Source organism: Kosmotoga sp., assembly GCF_982836095.1.
Genome location: NZ_CEYIHJ010000015.1, coordinates 20,701 through 21,011, shown reverse-complemented (window position 1 = coordinate 21,011; position 311 = coordinate 20,701). Strand labels below are relative to the sequence as shown.

Annotated in this window: 1 pseudogene; it reads left to right on the top strand. The window is 41.5% G+C overall.

The features are described 5' to 3' along the window. Window positions 1-249, top strand: a pseudogene (locus tag AC3LHT_RS02245) (radical SAM protein); the annotation flags it as partial. Window positions 250-311: the final 62 nt, after the last annotated feature.

The following is a 311-nucleotide window of genomic DNA, read 5'->3' as shown; positions in this document are numbered from 1 at the left end:
TCCTTTTGGGCGCTTTACACTGGTCAACTCGATTTTAGCAAACTGAATAGATACTTTCCGAAGGCAAATAAAAAACTTCGCTTTTTGCTTGAATCGTTGAGGGTCATGGGTTATTTAACGAGAAAAGATGAGCTTTATTTGCTAACCCCCAGGGGAAGAAAAAAACTTCACTGCATTGAAGAATGGCTAACCTATGCCTATATTGATCCCCTTTGGCGCAAGTTGAGAAGCGAAAGTACCCAAATTTAACCTCCGTTTTCAGAGCCTAATCCAAAGCTTCTCTAAGCTCCTTTGCTACTTCCTCTGGCGAT